The organism is Nitratireductor thuwali (genome assembly GCF_036621415.1).
Lineage (GTDB): Bacteria > Pseudomonadota > Alphaproteobacteria > Rhizobiales > Rhizobiaceae > Chelativorans > Chelativorans thuwali.
In genome coordinates, this window is sequence record NZ_CP030941.1 from 183414 (window position 1) to 198659 (window position 15246).

The window sequence follows — 15246 nt, forward strand, 5'->3', positions numbered from 1 at the left end:
GACCATAGGGGCGGACATTGCCGCGGACACGTTTTGCCCGCGGCAATTCTTATCCGGCCTTGACACGGACGTGCGCCGGGGCCCATCCTCACATTTCACCAGGGGGGTCCCGACAAGGGGCTGAGATACTGCTGGCGCGAATGCAGCGCAGTGACCCGTTGAACCTGATCCAGTTCATACTGGCGTAGGGATGGTGCGAAGGTCCTTGCGGCATCGCTTCGACGGAAATGACAAGGTTTTCCGGAACGCAGACGGTAACAAGGTCCCATTCTCATCCTTCCGGCGACGAACTGGGTCTCCATTGCAACAACGCAAAGGAGCCTCGTCATGGATGTTCGGACACGAGAAAAGGCCGCGGTCGAAGTCACCACCGGCCCCCTGCCCGCTTCAAGGAAAGTCTATAAGCCCGGCGCGCTTCACGATGGGCTGCGCGTGCCGCTGCGCGAGATCGCCGTGCATCCCAGCGCCGGCGAACCGCCCGTCACCGTCTACGATTCCTCCGGTCCCTACACCGATCCGGACGTCTCGATCGAGATCGACAAGGGCCTGCCACGCACCCGCGAAGCCTGGATCAAGGCGCGCGGCGACGTGGAAACCTATGACGGCCGCGCGGTGGCTCCCGCCGACAACGGCTTCGTCACCGGCGACCGGCTGACACCGGAATTTCCCGCCCTGCGCAGGCCGCTGAGGGCCAAGGACGGCAAGGCGGTGACACAGATCGCCTATGCCCGCGCCGGCATCGTCACGCCGGAGATGGAATTCGTCGCCATCCGCGAAAACCTTGGCCGGGCCCAGGCGAAACACGCCCTCGCGCGCGACGGCGAGAGCTTCGGCGCGGCGGTGCCCGATTTCGTCACGCCGGAATTCGTGCGCGACGAGATCGCGCGCGGCCGCGCCATCATCCCGGCAAACATCAACCACCCGGAAACGGAGCCGATGATCATCGGCCGCAATTTCCTGACCAAGATCAACGCCAATATCGGCAATTCCGCCGTCACCTCCTCGATGGCCGAAGAGGTGGAGAAGATGGTCTGGGCGACGCGCTGGGGCGCCGACACGGTGATGGACCTTTCCACCGGCCGCAACATCCACAATATCCGCGAATGGATCATCCGCAATTCGCCCGTTCCGATCGGTACCGTCCCCATCTACCAGGCGCTGGAAAAGGTGAACGGCACGCCCGAGGCGCTCACCTGGGAAATCTACCGCGATACGCTGATCGAGCAGGCCGAACAGGGCGTCGACTACTTCACCATCCATGCCGGCGTGCGCCTGCACTATATCCCGCTCACCGTCGACCGCGTGACCGGCATCGTCTCGCGCGGCGGCTCCATCATGGCCAAATGGTGCCTCGCCCACCACAAGGAAAGCTTCCTCTACGAGCATTTCGAGGAGATCTGCGACATCTGCCGCGCCTATGACGTTTCCTTCTCGCTGGGCGACGGGCTGCGGCCGGGCTCGATTGCCGACGCCAACGACGCCGCCCAGTTCGCTGAGCTCGAAACGCTGGGAGAGCTGACCAAGATCGCCTGGGCGAAGGACTGCCAGGTGATGATCGAGGGGCCGGGCCATGTTCCCATGCACAAGATCAAGGAGAACATGGACAAGCAGCTCGAGATTTGCGGCGAGGCTCCATTCTATACGCTCGGCCCGCTCACCACTGACATCGCGCCCGGCTACGACCACATCACTTCGGCCATCGGTGCGGCGATGATCGGCTGGTTCGGCACGGCCATGCTCTGCTACGTCACGCCCAAGGAGCATCTGGGCCTGCCCGACCGTGACGACGTGAAGACCGGCGTCATCACCTACAAGATCGCCGCCCACGCCTCCGACCTTGCCAAGGGGCATCCGGCGGCGAAGATCAGGGACGACGCCCTCTCGCGGGCGCGCTTCGAGTTCCGCTGGGAGGATCAGTTCAACCTGTCGCTCGACCCGGAGACCGCACGCGACTTCCACGACGAGACCCTGCCGAAGGAGGCGCACAAGGTGGCGCATTTCTGCTCCATGTGTGGCCCCAAATTCTGCTCCATGCGGATTTCCCATGAGATCCGCGATGCGGCCCAGCAAAAGGGGAAGCAGGAGGGCATGGAGAAGATGGCGGAGCGTTACCGCCAGGGCGGCGACCTTTACATGCCCGCCGATGAGGTGGAAGCAGCCGGCGAAGGCGGCGCTTGAGCCATGAAAGTGCTGGTCAAGGGGGCCGGCGTTGCCGGCCTCACGCTCGCCCATGAGCTTGCCGCTCGCACCATGGACGTGGTCGTGACGGAGACGCGGCCCGGCCTTGCCGGCAGCGCCTCGTGGCAGGCCGGCGGCATGCTGGCGCCATGGTGCGAGCGGGAGAGCGCGGAAGAGGATGTGATCGCGCTCGGCGCTTCGGCCGCCGATTGGTGGGACGAAGCCCTGCCCGGCCATGTCGAACGCAAGGGAACGCTGGTGCTGGCCCAGCCGCGCGATGCGGGCGAGTTGTCCCGCTTCGCCCAGCGCACCAGCGGCTGTTCATGGCTGGATGGCGACCAGGTGGGCGAGCTTGAACCGGACCTTGCCGGACGCTTCCGCCGTGGCCTGTTCTTCGCCCGCGAAGCCCATCTCGATCCGCGCCGGGCGCTGGAGGCGCTTCACCGGAAGCTTGCCGCAACGGGCGTTGCGTTCCGCTTCGATGCCGGGCCTGATCCTGCGGAAGACGCTGATTTCGTGGCCGACTGCACGGGCATGGCCTCGCCGCAGGCAGGCCTGCGCGGCGTGCGCGGCGAGATGCTGATCCTGCACGCGCCTGAAATCGCGCTGTCGCGTCCCGTAAGGCTGCTCCATCCCCGCTTCCCCGTCTATGTCGTGCCGCGCGCCGGCCACCGCTTCATGGTCGGCGCCACCATGCTGGAAAGCGATGCCTCGGGACCAGTGACCGCCCGCTCCATGATGGAGCTGCTCGCCGCCGCCTGCGGGCTGCACCCCGCCTTCGGCGAGGCCGAAGTGGTGGAAACGGCAAGCGGCGTACGCCCCGCCTACGCCGACAATCTGCCGCGCGTTCAAATGGATGGACGGACCATCCGCATCAACGGGCTTTACCGTCACGGCTTCCTTCTGGCCCCGGCGATGGCCAGACGCGCGGCGGCGACAATGATGAGGATGGCGCACGATCCTGCCGGGAAGGAGGAATTTCTCCATGCAGCTCACGATTAACGGCGAAAAGAAAGAAGTCTCGGCGGCCACGCTGGCGGGCTTGCTCGTGGAACTCGACTACCGGGGCGACTGGCTCGCCACCGCCCGCAACGGCGAAATCGTGCCTCGGGACCTGCGCTCCGAGTGCCGCCTCGACGAAGGCGACCGCATCGAAATTCTTTCTCCCATGCAGGGAGGCTGAACGATGCTGGAGCTCTACGGAAAGACGCTGTCCTCGCGGCTGCTGCTCGGCACCGCCCAATATCCCTCGCCCGCGATCATGGCGGAAGCCATCCGGGCGAGCCGGACGGAAATCGTCACCGTTTCCCTGCGCCGCGAGACGGCGGGCGCGGGAAGCGGCGGCGGGTTCTGGTCGCTGATCCGCTCGCTGAACGTCGACGTGCTGCCCAACACCGCCGGATGCCACTCGGTCAAGGAAGCCGTCACCACAGCGCGGATGGCGCGCGAGCTGTTCGCAACGAACTGGATCAAGCTCGAAGTGATCGGCAATCCCGACACACTGCAACCGGACGTCTTCGGGCTGGTCGAGGCCGCGCGCATCCTGTCCGACGAGGGCTTCGAGGTCTTTCCCTATACGACCGACGATCTCATCGTCGCCGAGCGCCTGCTGGAGGCCGGCTGCCGGGTGCTGATGCCCTGGTGCGCGCCCATAGGCTCGGCGCGCGGGCCCTCGAATCCCGACGCGCTGCGCTCCCTGCGCGGCTATTTTCCGGACACGCCGCTCATCGTCGATGCGGGGCTCGGCCGTCCCTCCCATGCGGCAATCGTCATGGAACTCGGCTACGATGCCGTTCTGCTCAACACGGCGGTTGCCAAGGCCGGCGACCCCGTCCGCATGGCCTCGGCCTTCGCGGATGCCGTGGATGCCGGCCACGCCGCGCACGAGGCCGGCCTGCTGGAGCCGCGCGACATGGCGGTTCCCTCCACGCCTATTTTCGGCAAGGCGGTGCTGACATGAAGCTCGACCCGTTCTACCTGATCGTGGACAGCGCGGCCTGGATCGAGCGTCTCGTGCCGCTCGGCGTCAAATTCGTGCAGCTGCGCGTCAAGGACGCCCCCGGGGACGCGCTGCGCCGCGAAATCCGCCGCGCCCGCGACATCTGTTCGGCCCACCATTGCCAGCTCGTCGTCAACGACTACTGGCGCATCGCCATCGAAGAAGCCTGCGACTTCGTGCATCTGGGCCAGGAAGACCTCGCGGAAGCCGACCGGACGGCGATAGGCAGGGCCGGGGTGAAGCTGGGGCTGAGCACCCATGACCATGCCGAGCTCGAGACCGCGCTGGCCGCCGAGCCTGATTACATCGCGCTCGGTCCCATCTACCCGACCATCCTGAAAAAGATGAAATGGGCGCCGCAAGGCCTGCCGCGCATCGCCGAGTGGAAGGCGCGCGTTTCGCCTCTGCCTCTGGTGGCCATCGGCGGCCTGACGCCTGAGCGGCTTCCGGGCGTCTTCGAGCACGGCGCCGACTGCGCCGCCGTCGTCACCGACATCACGCTCAGCGCCGATCCGGAACGGCGCACCCGGCAATGGCTGACGGCGACCGCGCCATGGCGATGAAGGGCGATCGCCATGTGCTGATCGTCGCCGGCTCCGACTCCTCCGGCGGCGCCGGCATCGCCCGCGACATCGAGACCGTCGCCGCATGCGGCCTGCGCTCATGCCTTGCCGTAACGGCGGTGACCGTCCAGACCCATGAGCGGGTCGAGCGTATCGAGCGCGTCGCACCCGAGAATGTCGCCGCCCAGATGCGCGCTGCGCTTGCCGCCAACGACGTCGCCGCGATCAAGATTGGCATGCTTGGCGCGGGCGGCGCGGTGGAGGCGGTCGCCGCCGTCCTGCGTGACCACGCTGCCGTGCCGGTGGTTCTCGATCCCGTCATCGCCGCCTCCTCGGGCCGGGCCCTCCTCCCCGCGATGCGGTGGACCTCATGCGCCGGCAACTGATGCCGCTATGCATCCTGGTAACGCCGAACCTTGTGGAACTCGCCATTCTGACCAACGAAGCTCCCGCCGGCGACGAAGCCGCGATGGAGCGGCAGGCGCGCGCCGTTCTGGACACCGGATGCGCCGGAGTGCTGGCCAAGGGCGGCCATATGAGCGGAACCCGCGCAACGGATATCCTGCTGCGGCGGGAACAGGCGGCGCGCCGCTTCGAGGCGCCCCGCATCGCCGGCTCCCTGCGCGGCACCGGCTGCATGCTGTCCAGCGCCATAGCCGCCTGTCTGGCGCGGGGCGAGCCGATGGAAGCAAGCATCGGGGAGGCGAAGGCGATGGTGCTGGAGCGGCTGGCGCGGCGCCATCTTCCGTTCTAAGGTCGGGACCTGCTGATCTACCGTCATTGCCCCATGCGAAAGGCCCATCATGATCGCCTGGTCGATCTTCATTCCCGCCTGCTTCGCGCTCAACTGCGCGCCGGGTCCCAACAACATGCTGGCCTTCGCCAACGGCGCGCGGCTGGGCCTGGTTCCCGCCATGGTCGGCGGCCTCGGCCGCATGCCGGCCTTCGCCATTCTTATCGCGGTCACCATTGTCGGCCTCGGCGCGATCCTGGCGACCTCGGCGGTGGCTTTCACCATCATCAAGATCGTCGGCGCGCTTTACCTGATCTATGTGGGCATCCAGTTCTGGCGCAAGGCACGGGCGCTCGCTGCGGCGCAGTCGTCCGAATCGGCGGTGGCGGCGCTGATGCGGCGCGACTTTCTCATCGCCATCAGCAATCCCAAGGCCATCGCCGTGTTCACCGCCTTTTTCCCGCAATTCATCGATGCCTCCCAACCCGCCTGGAGCCAGTTGGCGGCGATGGGGGGCGTGTTCCTCCTTCTGGAGGTCGCGGCGGTGCTGCTTTATGTGGCGGCCGGGGTCCTGCTCGGCAGGATGCTGAAATCCCAACGCATTTTCGTCAATCTCAACCGCCTGGTCGGCGGCGTCCTGGTCGCCTCCGGCGCGAGCATGGTCCTGTCGAGGCAATAAAAAGCCCGCCCAAAGCAGGGCCAAACCGGAAAAAACCAGCCATTTCCAGGTGAAAACGGGCCGGTTTCAGCCCAAAACGGGTCGAAACGGCCTGAGAATCAGTCGTCCCGGTAGACTTTCTCGCGGCGTTCGTGGCGCTCCTGCGCTTCGATCGACAGGGTCGCGATGGGCCGTGCGTCGAGACGTTTCAGCGAAATCGGCTCGCCGGTCTCCTCGCAATAGCCATAGGTGCCCTCGTCGATGCGCTGCAGCGCGGCGTCGATCTTGGAGATGAGCTTGCGCTGCCGGTCGCGCGCGCGCAGCTCGATCGCCCGGTCCGTCTCGGAGGAAGCGCGGTCGGCAAGGTCGGGATGATTGGCGTTTTCCTGCTGAAGCGCTTCCAGTGTTTCGCGGGCTTCTCTGAGGATTTCGCTCTTCCAGGCGATCAACTTGCCGCGGAAATATGCGCGCTGCCGATCGTTCATGAAGGGTTCGTCCTCGGATGGGACGTATTTTGCATCAACGAGATCGGTCATCGATTTACCCCACGGCTACCAGCGGCGCCTATATATTCGTGGAAGCCGCCCCCGACAAGCACAAAGCAGGCTCCGGTAACGCATTTGTCAAAATCTTATTAATATTGCAGACGGATGAGGCAAATCGTTGCGACGGCAGCGTCTTTGCGCGTGACCGTGAAATTTTTCTCCCCGCAGCTTGAGCGGCCGGAGATATCGGCTGGCATCCCGCGGACGAATCACGCCGTACTTGCGGTTCGCAGCGCGGAGGTGACCCATGTACAGGCTCTATCTGATGCGTCATGCCAAGGCGGCATGGGGAGGACCGGCCGTTTCCGACTTCGATCGGCCGCTGGCCCCCACCGGAAAGGAGGATGCCAGGCTCCTCGGCCAGAACATGAAAAAACTCTCGTATTTGCCCGGGATTATTATATGTTCAGGAGCCAGAAGGACCCGCGAGACCTGGGACGCTGTCGCCTCCTTCATCGCAGCCGAGGCCCGGCAGGTCCACTTCTTGGATGAGCTGTACCGGGCCGATTCTGCCGAGTGCCTGGCTCTCGTCATGGCCTATGCGGGCCGCTCCTCTCTCATGGTCGTCGGCCACAACCCGGTCATGGAGGACCTTGCGCTGGCGCTGGCCCCAACGGGCGACGGGCGGGCGCTGGCGGCCGTACGGGCGGGATTTCCCGCTGCCGGGCTCGCCGTACTCGAATTTGAGACTCCGCTGGGCGATGCTGGTCCGGGCAAGGGAGCGCTGGTGGATTTCCTGCGGCCGGCAGGGTGATGTAGCTGGTCCGTTTCATCTTTGCCGTGCATCTCCTATATGCGGAAGCCGGACATGCAGCCGGAGAGGACTTTACGGAATGCCCAATTGCCGTCGCTGACCACCTTCACCGATGAAGCGCGCATCGCGCTCGACACCGTGGCCGACCGGGCAGCCGGTCTCTGGTCGCCTGCCATTCGCCTCGGCGTCACCGGCCTTTCCCGCGCCGGCAAGACCGTTTTCATCTCTTCGCTGGTGCACAATCTCATCCATGGCGGCCGTCTGCCGCTGTTCGAGGCCCAGGCTTCCGGCCGCATCGCCAGGTCCTATCTCGAACAGCAGCCCGACGACGCCGTTCCGCGCTTCCAGTACGAAGACCACATCGCCTCGCTGCTCGACGAGCGCATCTGGCCCCAGTCCACGCGCTCGATCTCCGAACTGCGTTTGACGATCGAGTACGAATCGGCCTCCGCCTGGGGCCGGTTCCTGTCGCGCGGACGGCTGTCGGTGGACATCGTCGACTATCCCGGCGAATGGCTGCTCGATCTTCCCCTGCTCGGCAAATCCTACGAAGCGTTCAGCCGGGAGGCGGTGGAACTTGCGGCCGGCCCCGCCCGCGCCGACCTTTCGGCGGACTGGCGCAGCCTGGCCGAGACCGTCGATCCGGATGCGCCGGCCGACGAAATGCTGGCGCGGCGCCTGCACGAGCTCTTTTCCGCCTATCTTGCCGCCTGCAAGCAGGAGAGCCGTGCTCTCTCCACCCTGCCGCCCGGCCGCTTTCTGATGCCCGGTGACCTGGACGGCTCCCCGGCCCTGACCTTCGCGCCGCTGGCCGGCCTCGACGGCGGGCGCGGAAAGCCGAACTCCATGCGGGCCATGATGGAAAGGCGCTATGAGGCCTACAAGACCCACGTCATAAAGCCCTTCTTTCGCGAGCACATCGCCCGGCTCGACCGCCAGATCGTGCTGGTCGACGCCATGCAGGCCATCAATGCGGGGCATTCCGCCATCGCCGACCTGGAGCGGTCCATCGGCGAGATCCTCGCCTGCTTCCGGCCGGGACGGAGCCGCTTCCTGACCGACCTGGTCATGCGGCGCATCGACCGCATCCTCATCGCGGCGACGAAAGCCGACCATCTGCATCACGAAAGCCATGACCGCATGCAGGCCATCGTCCGGCGCCTGGCCGAGCGGGCCATCGCCCGCGCCGGCTTCAGCGGCGCCGAAGTGGAGGTGGTCGCCATGGCCGCGATCAGGGCCACGCGCGAGGGAACGGTCAAGCAGGGCCGGCAGAACCTGCCGGTGATCATCGGCACCCCGCTTGCCGGGGAAACCATCGGCGGCGAGACCTTCGACGGCGAGACCGAAACCGCGATCTTCCCCGGCGACCTGCCCGACGCGCCGACCGCCCTCTTCCGCAAGGGGTCGCAAGCCGCCGCCGAGCCCGAACTGCGCTTCGTGCGCTTCCGCCCCCCGAAGCTGGAGCGCACCGCCGAGGGCCTGACCCTTTCCCTGCCCCATATCCGCCTCGACCGGGCGCTTCAATTCCTGCTTGGAGATCAGTTGGCATGAGCCAGACACGACGCCCGGCCGCCTTTCGCCTGGACCCGCCGGAGCCTTCCAAGGTCGGCGAGGACGGACAGCGCGAGACGCCGCGCAAGCCGCGCGCCGTCAAGGATGCGGCGCAGATTGTCGTCACCCCGTCCGAGGACGATTTCTTCGAAGCGGCGGATGCCGTCGATGCGGCACCGCCGCCGCCGGTTGCGCGAAAAGGCGGCTCGCGGCTGGGCCGGATATTCCTGACCGCCTTCGGGCTTCTCGTCTCGCTCGGGATCGGGCTCTGGGCCGACCGGCTGATCCGCGACATGTTCGCCCGCAGCGACTGGCTCGGATGGCTGGCCCTGGCGCTGGCCGCGACAGCGCTCCTCGCCCTCCTGGCGCTGATTGCCCGCGAAGCCTTCGCTCTTTCCCGCCTTGCCTCGGTGGAGCGGATGCGCAGGCGTGCCGAGGACGCCTATGCGCTCAACGATGCGGCTTCCGCCCGCGCCGTCATTGCCGACCTTTCGGGCCTGATGCAAAGCCATCCCGACACCGCTGCCGGCCGGCGCGCGCTCAAGGAACTGGAGCACGACGTCATCGACGGCAGCGATTATCTGCGCATCGCCGAACAGGCGCTCCTGCGGCCACTCGACGCGCGTGCCCAGAAACTGGTGCTCGACGCCGCCAAGCGCGTCTCCGTGGTCACTGCCGTCAGCCCGCGGGCGCTGGTGGATGTCGCCTATGTCCTGTTCGAGGCAGCCCGGCTTGTGCGCCGCCTGGCCGAACTTTATTGCGGCAGGCCCGGCTTCTTCGGATTCCTGCGCCTGTCTCGCAGCGTCGTCGCGCATCTGGCCGTCACCGGATCCATGGCGATGGGCGAAGCGCTCGTCCAGCAGGTGGTCGGCCACGGCCTTGCCGCACGCATCTCGACCCGTCTCGGCGAGGGTGTCGTCAACGGCATGATGACCGCCCGCATCGGCATCGCCGCCATGGACGCGATCCGCCCCCTGCCCTTCAACGCCGTCGAGCGGCCCGGCATGGGCGATTTTCTGAAGGCGCTGACCCGCTTCGCAGCGCAGGAAAAATCCGCCTCCGGCAAATAAGCTTGCGCTCGCGCCGGGACTCGATCATCCTGCCGGCGTCCGCGGGTGACGATCCGTTAACCGAAACAGGCCATCCTCGCTGAAACAGACCGCCCGAAACCTGCTGCCATTGAGCTGATCGATCCCATGCACGCATCGCTTCGCAAATTCGCCATCCTGCCGCTCGCGGCGCTGCTGTCGGCGGGCATCGCCCAGACGGCCGCCGCTTCGGAGCGCGAGAAGCGCTTTTTCGAGCAGATGGAGGGCGAATGGTCGGGGCCGGGCGAGATCGTCGCCGGCAAGTACAAGGGCACGAAGTTCGTCTGCAAGTTCGCCGGCACCACGCCGGACGGCAAGATCGGCATGGCGCTGGATGGAGGCTGCCGCGTCGGCGTGATCAATCAGGAAATGTCGGCACGCATCGAGCGCTCGCAGTCGGGCTATCGCGGCTCGTTCCTGGACGGCGCCAAGGGCAAGGGTCTCGACGTCGTGGGCGGTTCCGTCAAGGACAAATACGTCGTCTTCGCGCTGCACCGCAACGAGCTCACCGGCGCCATGCGCGCCCAGATCGACGACAAGGACACGATGAACGTGACCATCTCCGTCCATGTGGACGAGGAACTGGTTCCCGTCATCGGCATGAACCTCAAGCGGCTGGACACGCGCACCGTCGGGGCGCTCAGCGCGCAGTAGTCGTCGCGGCAGACCTCCACCAGCCGCCATCGCTGCTGGCGGGCTCTATTCCGGCCTGATCCAGCGCGGCCAGATGCTTTTCCACGGGTGCGCCCGCGATATGCAGGCCAGGCGCGATCTCGGCCAGCGGCCGCAGCACGAAAGCGCGTTCCAGCATGCGCGGGTGCGGCACCTCGAGCCCTTCCCCCGCGACATGCCGATCTCCATACAGAAGCAGATCGATGTCGATCGCCCGCGGTCCCCAGCGCTCCTTGCGCACGCGCTTCAGGCTCCGCTCCACCCGCAGGCAAAGCGCCAGCAGTTCCGCCGGCCCGAGCCGCGTCGACAAGAGACAGGCAGCGTTCAGGAAATCCGGCTGGTCGAGCTTTCCCCAGGGCGGCGTGCGATAAAGGCGGGATACGGCGATGATCTCGTTTTCCGGCGCAGCATCGATGCGGCGCAGCGCTTCGCCCATGGCCTGGGCAGGATTGCCGATATTCCCGCCGAGCCCCAGAAAGGCCCGCACCGGCGCGGCGCTATTGCGGCCAGACAACCGTGACCTCGACATGGTCCAGCACGCCGGGCACGGGCGCATTCGGCTTGCGGATCGTGATCTCGGCGCGCGTGATCGCCTTGAAGCGTCCGCACAGCGTCTTGGCCACTTCCAGCGCCAGCGCCTCGATCAGGAACCGCCGCTTGCCGGTTATGATCTTCTCGATCTCGCTGAAGGCCACGCCATAATCCACGGTTCCGGCGATGGAATCCTCCTCCAGCGCCTGACCTGGATCGACCTCCAGCAGCGCATCGACGTAAAAGCGCTGGCCGAGCCTTTCTTCTTCGTCAAGCACGCCGTGCCGGGCGAAGAAGGCGCAGTTCTTCATGTGGATCGTGTATCGGGGCATGGGATCTCCTCAACCTGCCGCCAGGATAGCATCGGCGACCAGCAGCGCATCCCTGTTTTCCGCGACATCATGCACACGGAAAACCGACGCGCCGCGCATGCGCAGCAGCGCGCTGGTGGCCGCCGTACCCGCCGCCCGCGATCCGGCCTCGCGGCCCGTCAGGTGCCCGATGAAGCGCTTGCGCGAGGTGCCCACCAGAAGCGGGAAACCGAGGCCGCCAAGCTCGCCGAACCGCGCCATGATCTCCACATTCTCCACCGGGTCCTTGGCAAAGCCGAATCCCGGATCGAGCAGGATCTGCATCTCGCCGACGCCGGCATCGCGGGCGATCTCGACGGAGCGCCGCAGGAATGCGAACTGATCCGAGATGACGTCGGGCAGCTTTTCGCGGTCCCGCCCCGTATGCATCAGCACCAGGCCCGCGCCGGTCTCGGCCGCGACCCGGGCAAGGCCGGCCTCCTTGTGCAGCCCCCAGACATCGTTGACGATGTGCGCACCCGCCTTGACCGCCAGTCCGGCGGTCTCGGCCCGGTAGGTATCGATGGACAGGACGATGCCCTTGTCGCCGGCCAGCGCCTCGATCACCGGCAGCACGCGGGCCTGCTCCTCGGCGGCACTCACCGCTTCGCCTCCCGGCCGGGTCGATTCGCCGCCGACATCGATGATATCGGCGCCCTCCGCCCGCATCTCCCGCGCCCTTGCGACGGCGCTGTCGACGGCCTCGTAGCGCCCGCCGTCGGAGAAGCTGTCCGGCGTGACGTTCAGGATGCCCATGATGCGCGCGCGCGGGCCGAGCTCGAGCCGGCGCCCATGCGCCAATTGCCAGTCATGCCGCTTGATCATTCGCGCCTCCACCGTGTTGCTCACGCGCTGCCGTTCAGCCCGTCACGACCGCCCGTTCCGTGCTGTAGCCGAGGGCCACCACCCTCACAACCGGCCGGCGCCGACATCCGCCAAAATTTCCGTTGCCGTTGCCGCCAGCCTGTCGCAATCATGGTCCATGAGGTGCCATATGAAAACGACATTCGTCCTGCCGCTGCTTGCATGCCTCGCCGCCACGAGCGCGTCGGCCGCCTCGATGACGCGTTCATACAGCTATTTTCCCATCAGCGGCCTCACCCTGCCGGAGATCGAGAGCCAGTTGCGCACGCGCGGGCCGAAGCTCGAAAGCACCGGCATGCGCCATCCCGGCGCCACCAATCTCGCGTTCAACACGAGTGTCGACTATGTCGAGCGCGACGGCCGCTGCCATGTCTCCGACGCGACCGTATCGGTCAAGGCCAAGGTGACGCTGCCGCGCTGGCGCAACCGCAACCGCGCCAAGCAGGAAGTGCGCCTTGTCTGGGACACGCTGGCCAAGGACATCAAGCGCCACGAGGAAAGCCATCTCAGCATAGCGAAGAACCATGCGCGTCAGCTCGAGGACGCGATCGACGGCATGCGGGGAACCGGCCCCTGCGCGGCGCTGGAAAAACGGGTCAAGGCAAAGGTCGCCGAAATCATGGACCGGCACGACGCGGCCCAGGCACGCTTCGACCGCATCGAGAGCATCAATTTCGAAAGCCGCATCATGCGCCTTCTGCGCTACCGCCTCGAGCAGATCGAAGCCGGCCGGCTGAAATAGAGCCGTCCGCCATCCTCGCCCGCCCGGCTACGCCACGCCCAGCTTCTTCTGCAGCTTTGTCGACGAGGTCGTGTACTGGAAGACGACTTTCTCGTCGGGATGCACGATCCGTTTCGCCGCCTGCGCCATGAGCGCCGCTTCGTGGAAGCCGGACAGGATCAGCTTCAGCTTTCCCGGATAATGGTTGATGTCGCCTATGGCGAAAATGCCCGGTTCCGACGTCTCGAATTTTTCCGTGTCGACCGGAATGAGGTTCTCATGGAGGTCGAGGCCCCAGTCCGCGATCGGCCCGAGCTTCATGGTCAGGCCGAAGAACGGTAAGAGCCGCGTGCTCGCGATCTGCCGCTCGCCGTCCGCCGTTTTCAGCACCGTCGCCTCCAGCCGGCCCTTCTCGCCGCGCAGGGCGCCGACCTGCCCGACCGCGAAATCGATCTTTCCCGCATCGCGCAGGGCGAACATCTTCTTGACGCTGTCGGGCGCGGCGCGGAACTCGGACCGGCGGTGGACGAGCGTGAGGGAGCGTGCGACGGGCGCCAGGTTCAACGTCCAGTCCAGCGCCGAATCCCCGCCGCCGACGATCACCAGGTCCTCGCCCCGGAAATCCTCCATGCGCCGCACGGAATAGTGCACGCCGGTGCCCTCGAAGGCTTCGATGCCGGGGATGGGCGGCCGCTTCGGCTGGAACGAGCCGCCGCCCGCCGCGACCACCACCACCTTGGCCTCGAAATGCTCGCCTTCGTCGGTCGTGACGCGGAAGGAGCCGTCATCGAGGCGCTCCAGCCCGCTGACCATGCGGTTGAAGGTGAACTCGGCGCCGAAAGGCCGGATCTGCTCCATCAGCCGATCCACCAGTTCCTGCCCCGAAATCACCGGCCATGCCGGAATGTCGTAGATCGGCTTTTCGGGATAGAGCTCGGCGCACTGGCCGCCCGGACGATCGAGAATGTCGATGAGATGGCATTTGAGGTCGAGCAGCCCCAGTTCGAAGACGGCGAACAGGCCCACGGGTCCCGCGCCGATGATCAGGACGTCGGTCCTCACTGTCTCAGACATGCGGCCTCCTGCCTTTCCAGTGTCTATGCCTGGCGCTCGGGCACCTGGACGACCAGCCCGTCCAGTTCGTCGCTCACCTTGATCTGGCAGGAAAGGCGCGAATTCGGCCGCACGTCATAGGCAAAATCGAGCATGTCCTCCTCCATCACCTCCGGCCCGCCGACCGCATCCGTCCATTCCTCGTCGACATAGACGTGACAGGTGGCGCACGCGCAGGCCCCGCCGCACTCGGCCTCGATGCCCGGCACGGCGTTGCGGATGGCGTTTTCCATCACGGTCGAACCGTTCTCGGCCTCGACCTCGAACCTTGTGCCGTCAAATGCGATGAATGTCAGTCTGGTCATGCCTCATCCTGCAGCTCTGCAGCGCCGTGCGTCCTCCGGGGCGCATGGGGACGCTGCAAATTACCCAATCCGCGCAGCTGCCTTTCCGGTCCCGGAACCATGATGCGCTGTCAGGAGCCCGAGATAAGGGTTGCGGGAGGCCTGTCAACTGGCCGGACCGAACCGAACTACGATGACGCGGTCCGCATCTCGACAAAACGACGCGTCTGGCGCGCGGCCTCGATCAGCGCTTCCAGGTCCGCCGCCTCCTGCCGCCCGGTCTCGATGCGGGCGGCCGCGTCGGCCAGCGCATGGGCGCCCAGCGCCCGCGCCGACCCGGCCAGCGCATGTGCCATTTCGCGACGAAGCTTGTCGTCCGCCGCCCCGATGCCGGCCTGTATATCGGAAATCTGCTGCAGGAAAAGCTGAAGCACCTCGCGCTCGAGCATCCTGTCGCCGAGCGTCTGCCGTTCAAGTTGTATCAGATCGAACAACCGTCCCTCAATCGTTTCGCCCATATGGTTGGTCCATGTCCCCCCGGCATCGTTCGACACCGAGAATGGCCGGGAAACGATGTCTGCACAAGGCGTTAATGGAAAGGTCCAAAATTCCTTGCTCCGGCCACAATCGCGTTAACCTTAT

The 15246-nt window shown here is 66.1% G+C and carries 18 protein-coding genes, 1 pseudogene and 1 riboswitch; of the genes and pseudogenes, 12 read left to right on the plus strand and 7 right to left on the minus strand.

The genetic code is table 11. The annotated features are described in order from the left end of the window. Positions 1-90 precede the first annotated feature (90 nt). Positions 91-209: riboswitch (TPP riboswitch) on the plus strand. Between the two features lie 118 nt (positions 210-327). From thiC to NTH_RS00890, 7 genes and pseudogenes are all read left to right on the plus strand, one after another. Then, entirely contained in the window at positions 328-2178 is a 1851-nt protein-coding gene (thiC, locus tag NTH_RS00860; RefSeq protein ID WP_338528229.1) for a phosphomethylpyrimidine synthase ThiC, read from the plus strand. Positions 2179-2181: 3 nt separating this feature from the next. Then, on the plus strand, positions 2182-3180 hold the full coding sequence (gene thiO / locus NTH_RS00865; RefSeq protein ID WP_338528230.1) for a glycine oxidase ThiO: 999 nt from the start codon (positions 2182-2184) through the stop codon (positions 3178-3180). Beyond that, entirely contained in the window at positions 3164-3361 is a 198-nt protein-coding gene (gene thiS / locus NTH_RS00870) for a sulfur carrier protein ThiS (protein ID WP_338528231.1), read from the plus strand. The genes thiO and thiS overlap by 17 nt, the downstream gene beginning before the upstream one ends. 3 nt (positions 3362-3364) lie before the next feature. Then, a complete protein-coding gene (locus tag NTH_RS00875) occupies positions 3365-4138 on the plus strand; it encodes a thiazole synthase (RefSeq protein ID WP_338528232.1) in 774 nt (257 codons plus the stop codon). After that, the gene (locus NTH_RS00880; protein WP_338528233.1) at positions 4135-4740 is read left to right on the plus strand and encodes a thiamine phosphate synthase; all 606 of its coding nucleotides are present in this window, start codon (positions 4135-4137) and stop codon (positions 4738-4740) included. Before NTH_RS00875 ends, NTH_RS00880 begins: the two co-directional genes overlap by 4 nt. Further along, positions 4737-5494, plus strand: a pseudogene (gene thiD, locus NTH_RS00885) (bifunctional hydroxymethylpyrimidine kinase/phosphomethylpyrimidine kinase). The gene NTH_RS00880 and the pseudogene thiD overlap by 4 nt, the downstream one beginning before the upstream one ends. Before the next feature lie 49 nt (positions 5495-5543). Further along, entirely contained in the window at positions 5544-6152 is a 609-nt protein-coding gene (locus tag NTH_RS00890) for a LysE family translocator (protein WP_338528234.1), read from the plus strand. A gap of 98 nt (positions 6153-6250) precedes the next feature. Here the strand turns inward: NTH_RS00890 and dksA are convergent, their stop codons facing one another. Continuing rightward, positions 6251-6667 carry an RNA polymerase-binding protein DksA gene (dksA, locus tag NTH_RS00895; RefSeq protein WP_338528235.1) on the minus strand — a complete coding sequence of 139 codons (417 nt, stop codon included), beginning with the start codon at positions 6665-6667 and terminating at the stop codon, positions 6251-6253. A 256-nt stretch (positions 6668-6923) separates the two neighbouring features. Between dksA and NTH_RS00900 the strand changes: the two genes are divergently transcribed. The 4 genes from NTH_RS00900 (at position 6924) to NTH_RS00915 (ending at position 10723) form a co-directional block, all read left to right on the plus strand. Continuing rightward, complete coding sequence (locus NTH_RS00900; protein ID WP_338528236.1) at positions 6924-7430, plus strand: SixA phosphatase family protein; 507 nt, start codon at positions 6924-6926, stop codon at positions 7428-7430. Between the two features lie 54 nt (positions 7431-7484). Next, positions 7485-8981, plus strand: a complete 1497-nt coding sequence (locus tag NTH_RS00905) for a YcjX family protein (protein ID WP_338528237.1) — start codon at positions 7485-7487, stop codon at positions 8979-8981. Further along, on the plus strand, positions 8978-10051 hold the full coding sequence (locus NTH_RS00910; protein WP_338528238.1) for a YcjF family protein: 1074 nt from the start codon (positions 8978-8980) through the stop codon (positions 10049-10051). The genes NTH_RS00905 and NTH_RS00910 overlap by 4 nt, the downstream gene beginning before the upstream one ends. 126 nt (positions 10052-10177) lie before the next feature. Then, positions 10178-10723, plus strand: a complete 546-nt coding sequence (locus NTH_RS00915; protein WP_338528239.1) for a hypothetical protein — start codon at positions 10178-10180, stop codon at positions 10721-10723. On the opposite strand, the gene folK is transcribed toward NTH_RS00915, so the two are convergent. From folK to folP, 3 genes are read right to left on the minus strand one after another with little or no spacing between them, the layout of a single operon-like run. After that, entirely contained in the window at positions 10710-11255 is a 546-nt protein-coding gene (gene folK / locus NTH_RS00920; protein WP_338528240.1) for a 2-amino-4-hydroxy-6-hydroxymethyldihydropteridine diphosphokinase, read from the minus strand. The two genes, NTH_RS00915 and folK, sit on opposite strands and share 14 nt — an antisense overlap. Beyond that, the gene (folB, locus tag NTH_RS00925) at positions 11239-11604 is read right to left on the minus strand and encodes a dihydroneopterin aldolase (protein WP_338528241.1); all 366 of its coding nucleotides are present in this window, start codon (positions 11602-11604) and stop codon (positions 11239-11241) included. Before folB ends, folK begins: the two co-directional genes overlap by 17 nt. Before the next feature lie 9 nt (positions 11605-11613). After that, positions 11614-12447, minus strand: coding sequence for a dihydropteroate synthase (gene folP, locus NTH_RS00930; RefSeq protein WP_338528242.1), 834 nt, complete (start codon positions 12445-12447; stop codon positions 11614-11616). A 169-nt stretch (positions 12448-12616) separates the two neighbouring features. Between folP and NTH_RS00935 the strand changes: the two genes are divergently transcribed. Next, complete coding sequence (locus NTH_RS00935; protein WP_338528243.1) at positions 12617-13228, plus strand: DUF922 domain-containing Zn-dependent protease; 612 nt, start codon at positions 12617-12619, stop codon at positions 13226-13228. 27 nt (positions 13229-13255) lie between these two features. Here the strand turns inward: NTH_RS00935 and NTH_RS00940 are convergent, their stop codons facing one another. The 3 genes from NTH_RS00940 to NTH_RS00950 form a co-directional block, all read right to left on the minus strand. Then, positions 13256-14281, minus strand: a complete 1026-nt coding sequence (locus tag NTH_RS00940; RefSeq protein WP_338528244.1) for an NAD(P)/FAD-dependent oxidoreductase — start codon at positions 14279-14281, stop codon at positions 13256-13258. A gap of 23 nt (positions 14282-14304) precedes the next feature. After that, complete coding sequence (locus tag NTH_RS00945) at positions 14305-14625, minus strand: 2Fe-2S iron-sulfur cluster-binding protein (RefSeq protein WP_338528245.1); 321 nt, start codon at positions 14623-14625, stop codon at positions 14305-14307. 167 nt (positions 14626-14792) lie between these two features. Beyond that, a complete protein-coding gene (locus NTH_RS00950) occupies positions 14793-15122 on the minus strand; it encodes an Hpt domain-containing protein (RefSeq protein WP_338528246.1) in 330 nt (109 codons plus the stop codon). Positions 15123-15246: the final 124 nt, after the last annotated feature.

What these genes read in the sequence shown, in the direction of transcription:
- thiC (WP_338528229.1), top strand. Translation starts at nt 328, where the DNA reads ATGGATGTTCGGACACGAGAAAAGGCCGCGGTCGAAGTCACCACCGGC.
- thiO (WP_338528230.1), top strand. Translation starts at nt 2,182, where the DNA reads ATGAAAGTGCTGGTCAAGGGGGCCGGCGTTGCCGGCCTCACGCTCGCC.
- thiS (WP_338528231.1), top strand. Translation starts at nt 3,164, where the DNA reads ATGCAGCTCACGATTAACGGCGAAAAGAAAGAAGTCTCGGCGGCCACG.
- NTH_RS00875 (WP_338528232.1), top strand. Translation starts at nt 3,365, where the DNA reads ATGCTGGAGCTCTACGGAAAGACGCTGTCCTCGCGGCTGCTGCTCGGC.
- NTH_RS00880 (WP_338528233.1), top strand. Translation starts at nt 4,135, where the DNA reads ATGAAGCTCGACCCGTTCTACCTGATCGTGGACAGCGCGGCCTGGATC.
- NTH_RS00890 (WP_338528234.1), top strand. Translation starts at nt 5,544, where the DNA reads ATGATCGCCTGGTCGATCTTCATTCCCGCCTGCTTCGCGCTCAACTGC.
- dksA (WP_338528235.1), bottom strand. Translation starts at nt 6,667, where the DNA reads ATGACCGATCTCGTTGATGCAAAATACGTCCCATCCGAGGACGAACCC.
- NTH_RS00900 (WP_338528236.1), top strand. Translation starts at nt 6,924, where the DNA reads ATGTACAGGCTCTATCTGATGCGTCATGCCAAGGCGGCATGGGGAGGA.
- NTH_RS00905 (WP_338528237.1), top strand. Translation starts at nt 7,485, where the DNA reads ATGCAGCCGGAGAGGACTTTACGGAATGCCCAATTGCCGTCGCTGACC.
- NTH_RS00910 (WP_338528238.1), top strand. Translation starts at nt 8,978, where the DNA reads ATGAGCCAGACACGACGCCCGGCCGCCTTTCGCCTGGACCCGCCGGAG.
- NTH_RS00915 (WP_338528239.1), top strand. Translation starts at nt 10,178, where the DNA reads ATGCACGCATCGCTTCGCAAATTCGCCATCCTGCCGCTCGCGGCGCTG.
- folB (WP_338528241.1), bottom strand. Translation starts at nt 11,604, where the DNA reads ATGCCCCGATACACGATCCACATGAAGAACTGCGCCTTCTTCGCCCGG.
- folP (WP_338528242.1), bottom strand. Translation starts at nt 12,447, where the DNA reads ATGATCAAGCGGCATGACTGGCAATTGGCGCATGGGCGCCGGCTCGAG.
- NTH_RS00935 (WP_338528243.1), top strand. Translation starts at nt 12,617, where the DNA reads ATGAAAACGACATTCGTCCTGCCGCTGCTTGCATGCCTCGCCGCCACG.
- NTH_RS00940 (WP_338528244.1), bottom strand. Translation starts at nt 14,281, where the DNA reads ATGTCTGAGACAGTGAGGACCGACGTCCTGATCATCGGCGCGGGACCC.
- NTH_RS00945 (WP_338528245.1), bottom strand. Translation starts at nt 14,625, where the DNA reads ATGACCAGACTGACATTCATCGCATTTGACGGCACAAGGTTCGAGGTC.
- NTH_RS00950 (WP_338528246.1), bottom strand. Translation starts at nt 15,122, where the DNA reads ATGGGCGAAACGATTGAGGGACGGTTGTTCGATCTGATACAACTTGAA.